Source organism: Fulvivirga kasyanovii (assembly GCF_009711405.1).
Lineage (GTDB): Bacteria > Bacteroidota > Bacteroidia > Cytophagales > Cyclobacteriaceae > Fulvivirga > Fulvivirga kasyanovii.
This window is the reverse complement of sequence record NZ_SMLW01000289.1, coordinates 1-4,395: the sequence shown is the minus strand read 5'-3', so window position 1 is coordinate 4,395 and position 4,395 is coordinate 1. Positions and strand designations below refer to the sequence as shown.

Genomic DNA, 4,395 nt, shown 5'->3' with positions numbered 1-4,395 from the left:
GTAGAAGAGCACATGAAAAATGCATTGAAGGAAAATGTCCCTTCCATTTCTCATCGAAGCAAGGACTATGAAAAGATTCATCAGCATGCCGTTGAAGCTATTCGCTCCTTACTGGGTATCCCCGATGATTATCATATTTTTTTCACCTCTTCAGCTACTGAAATATGGGAGAGGATAATCCAGAATACAGTAGAGGCAGAATCTTTCCACCTGATCAACGGGGCTTTCTCCAGACGTTTTTTTGAAATAGCCGAAAACTATAAGATCAATGCTATGTCCCGCGTGGTAGAAGAGGGTAAAGTTGTAGAGGCAGAAGCATTGCTCATCCCCGAAACTGCAGAATTAATTGCCATAACCCAGAATGAAACCAGCACAGGTGCCAGCCAGCCTGTTCAAGATATCGCAAAGATCAGAAAAGCATTCCCGGATCAGTTGATTGCACTTGATGTTGTTTCATCTGCACCATATGCCGACATAGACTACAGCATGGTCGATACTGCTTACTTTTCAGTGCAAAAGTGCTTTGGCCTTCCAGCCGGTCTGGGCGTGTGGATCGTCAATAACCGATGCTTCCAAAAAGCGCAGAAGTTAATGGACAAAGACAGGATCATTGGTTCGTACCATAGCCTGCCTTCCTTACTGGAAAAAGCGGTAAAAAATCAAACTCCGGAAACACCTAATGTTTTGGGCGTCTATCTGCTTGGCAAAGTAGCTACGGACATGGCCGATAAAGGTATAGATCAAATACGCAGGGAAACAGATTATAAAGCAGCCGTGCTGTACCAGGCATTTGACCAATCTGAAATCCTTCGCCCCTTTGTTGACAATGAAGCACACCGATCCAAAACCACTCTTGTGGCAGATGCATCTGTTTCAAGCAAGGAAATAATTTCCAAACTTTCGGAAAAAGCTTTTGTTATTGGCAGTGGGTATGGCAAATTCAAGGACAAACACATCAGGATAGCCAACTTCCCTACGCACTCAAAAGAGCATATAGAAATACTTGCTGATAAACTGCTTAAAATAAATAATTAATGTTATCAATAAAAGTGCAAAAACCTCAAGGTAAAGTTATTTATTGACTTACTTTTGCACCTGCAACCGTAAACCTCTATGGAACCATTTAAGAATCTTTTAGTCGGACTTGACACTTCAAAATTAGACGCAACATTGATAGAATATGCATCATTTCTGGTCGACCACTCGTCAGCAGAAAAGGTGCAGTTCGTTAATATTGTACGCAACCTCAATATCCCTGGCGATGTAAAGAAAGAATTTCCAAATATAGTTACCAGCGCTATACAGGATAGGAAAGATAAGATCAAAGAAGTTGTAAAAGCCCATTTCAAACCCAAAAAGAAAGTAAAAGTAACTTACCTGGTTAAGCAAGGCCAAGCTCCAATGCTGCTGGACATAGCCAACAAATCGCAAACTGACCTGATCATCATAGGGCAGAAAAAAACCTTAGATGGAACCGGTGTAACTACTATGCGTCTGGCAAGACGTGCTAGCTGCAACTTATTGATCGTGCCTGAAAACGTAACTCCGAAAGTGGATAAATTTCTGGTTCCCATTGACTTTTCAGACTATTCTAAACTCGCCCTGATGCAGACTATAGATTTTGCCGTAAAAACCGGTGGCACAGGCGAGATTTACTGCCAGAATGTTTACAACGTACCTGCCGGGTACCACTACACCGGCAAATCATTTAAAGAATTCGCTGAGATCATGAAGAAAAATGCTCAGGAGTCTTTTAAAAAGTTTATCAAAAAAATTGATCCCAGAGGAATCAAAATACACGAGGTCTACTCTCTGGATACCAACGACAACCTGGCCAGCGACATTTATGACCTTGCCGATGAAATAGATACTGATTTCATCATCATCGGCGCAAAGGGAAGAACCGCCGCCGCCGCACTCTTCCTGGGAAGCCTTGCTGAGAAAATGGTAAACGACAAAATGAACCACCCACTGTTGGTAGTGAGGTTCAAAGGCAAAAATGCCGGGTTATTTGAGACTTTGAGGGAAATATAATCTACTGAACTTACCGGTTTTACTTATTCAGGAAGAATCTTTCTGAGTAGAGATGCCTGGCTATGCGATAGAATTCATGGTCAGGCTTTTCTCTAAACTGCCCCTCTTGCATTTACATGAACTACTTTGGATCAATCGTAATTTCTGGGGAGCCCCTAAAGTTTTTACCTCTTTGCTGACAGAGAGTTGTTAATAGCAATCGGCAAAAGCAGTAGACAAAGGCATATAATATAACAATAAGCTCGGTTTACTAATTTTCAGTAGCAAGTTTCACTTTACTTGTTTACTCCCCAATCCATTTACTCCACAGGTTTTACGCTTGACCCACTACTTTACCTACATCACTACCAACCCCAAGAGAACAGTTTTATACACGGGTGTAACCAATGATCTGTATACCCGAATGAGCACTACCAAAACCGTGGTAAGCCAGAGACCTTCGCTGTCAGATTTTTCTGCTATAATCTGATTTATTATGAACCCTTCTATACCGCCATTCATGCCCATTGAAAGGGAAAAGGAAATAAAAGGCTGAACCAGGGCTAAAAAATTAGCGCTTATTAAAAGTACCAACCCTCATATGCATTTTTTGAATAAGTCGATATAAATGGTCATACTGAGCCTATGAAGTATCTAACTCAGTTGCCTGCACAAACTGAACAGTATGCAGCAACCTACTTAGGTAGACTGCGGGGGTGGACACGCAGTATGGAGATGACTTGCTGGACACAAGGCTTTGACTAATTGGCCACTTTTCGAGCCTGAATGACATTGTAACAAAGCGGAAAATTTCAATACATTACAGCATTCCAATTTTAGTCTCAATCACTACGGTTTACTGCCAAATATTGGATAGTTTTGATGATCCGAAACATGGAACATCTAACATTATTTGATCTTAACCGACTTGTAAAGGAAACACTTGACTCCAACCTGGAACCTTCTTATTGGGTGGTGGCGGAAATTGGAGAAATGCGTTCCAACCAAACCGGGCACTGCTATCTGGAGCTGGTAGAGAAGGCTGACGATAAAGTAATTGCCAAAATGCGTGCTACCATCTGGGCCTATACGTATAGAAATTTGTCCACCTGGTTTGAGGGCATTACGGGACAGGCTCTACAGCCAGGGCTTAAAATACTCTGCAATGTTACGATCCAGTTTCATGAGCTTTACGGCCTTAGTGCCAATGTAAGGGATATTGATGCCAATTTCACCCTGGGGGAACGGGCGCAGAGAAGAAAGAAGATCATAGAGCAGCTTATGGAAGATGGCGTTTTTGATATGAACAAAAGCCATAAGCTTCCTGTCGTTCCGCAGCGTATTGCCGTCATCAGCTCTCCTACTGCCGCAGGTTTTGGCGATTTTATGGACCAGATCACCAAAAACAGTTATGGTTATCAGTTTAAGGTCAGATTATACAAAGCAATCATGCAGGGGGATAAAGCGTGTGAATCCATGATCAACGCTATGTTGCAGATCCATAACTCCCGGGAAGAGTATGATGCACTCATCATCATTCGCGGTGGGGGCAGCCAGATTGACCTTGACTGTTTTGATGACTATAATCTGGCGGCTCATATTGCACAGTTTACATTACCTGTAATCACCGGCATCGGCCATGAAAGGGATGAAACCATTGCAGACCTCGTGGCCCACACCATGATGAAAACACCAACCGCTGTGGCAGAATTTCTGATCAGCGGTGTAAGGGCATTTGAGGAAAGGCTGGATGATGCCTTTGCACGCATATTTCACTACACCAACAGTGTACTCAATTTACATGCACAACAACTCAGCACACTCGGTTATCAACTCAAGGCCAGTGCTAAAGATAAACTGTCCGCAAGACTCTATCGCGTTGACCATTTAAATGAGAGGCTAAAAATCCATGCATTAAACCAGCTACAAAACCATCAGAAACGGCTCGATCTGGCACAAAAGTCCCTGAACCTGCTTGACCCTGAAACCATTCTCAAAAGAGGCTATACGTTGACTACAGTTAATGGTAAATCAATCTCCAAAGCGGAGATAAAGCCCGGCGATAAAATGAAAACCCTAAGTGCTGAGAAAATCATAATCAGTACCGTAGAAACCCAAAAAGATAAAAATGGCTAAACAAGAACTCAGTTATAAAGAATCTCTGGAGGAAATAGAGAAAATCATTCATCAAATTGAATCCGGGGAAACTGATATAGATGAACTTTCAGTGCTTGTAAAAAGAGCGGCTACATTAATTAAAGATTGCAAAAGCAAGCTCAAGAGCACTGAGGATGACCTGAATCAGACCCTGAACGATATGGAGTGATTTTACCGTCCTTCACAATACAATTTGATAATAACATCTAAATTGATATTTTGCCC

General features: G+C 42.1%; 4 protein-coding genes. All 4 read left to right on the top strand.

Going from position 1 to position 4,395, the window contains the following annotated elements; all coding sequences use genetic code 11:
• Nucleotides 1–1,035 (top strand): aminotransferase class V-fold PLP-dependent enzyme (locus tag E1163_RS02105; RefSeq protein WP_155168976.1); only part of this gene is annotated, 1,035 nt, incomplete at its 5' end.
• A 78-nt stretch (nucleotides 1,036–1,113) separates the two neighbouring features.
• Nucleotides 1,114–2,034 carry a universal stress protein gene (locus E1163_RS02100; RefSeq protein ID WP_155168974.1) on the top strand — a complete coding sequence of 307 codons (921 nt, stop codon included), beginning with the start codon at nucleotides 1,114–1,116 and terminating at the stop codon, nucleotides 2,032–2,034.
• Nucleotides 2,035–2,907: 873 nt separating this feature from the next.
• Nucleotides 2,908–4,149, top strand: coding sequence for an exodeoxyribonuclease VII large subunit (xseA, locus tag E1163_RS02095; protein ID WP_155168972.1), 1,242 nt, complete (start codon nucleotides 2,908–2,910; stop codon nucleotides 4,147–4,149).
• Nucleotides 4,142–4,339: an exodeoxyribonuclease VII small subunit gene (gene xseB / locus E1163_RS02090; RefSeq protein ID WP_155168971.1), complete on the top strand. Its 198-nt coding sequence runs from the start codon at nucleotides 4,142–4,144 to the stop codon at nucleotides 4,337–4,339. The genes xseA and xseB overlap by 8 nt, the downstream gene beginning before the upstream one ends.
• Nucleotides 4,340–4,395: the final 56 nt, after the last annotated feature.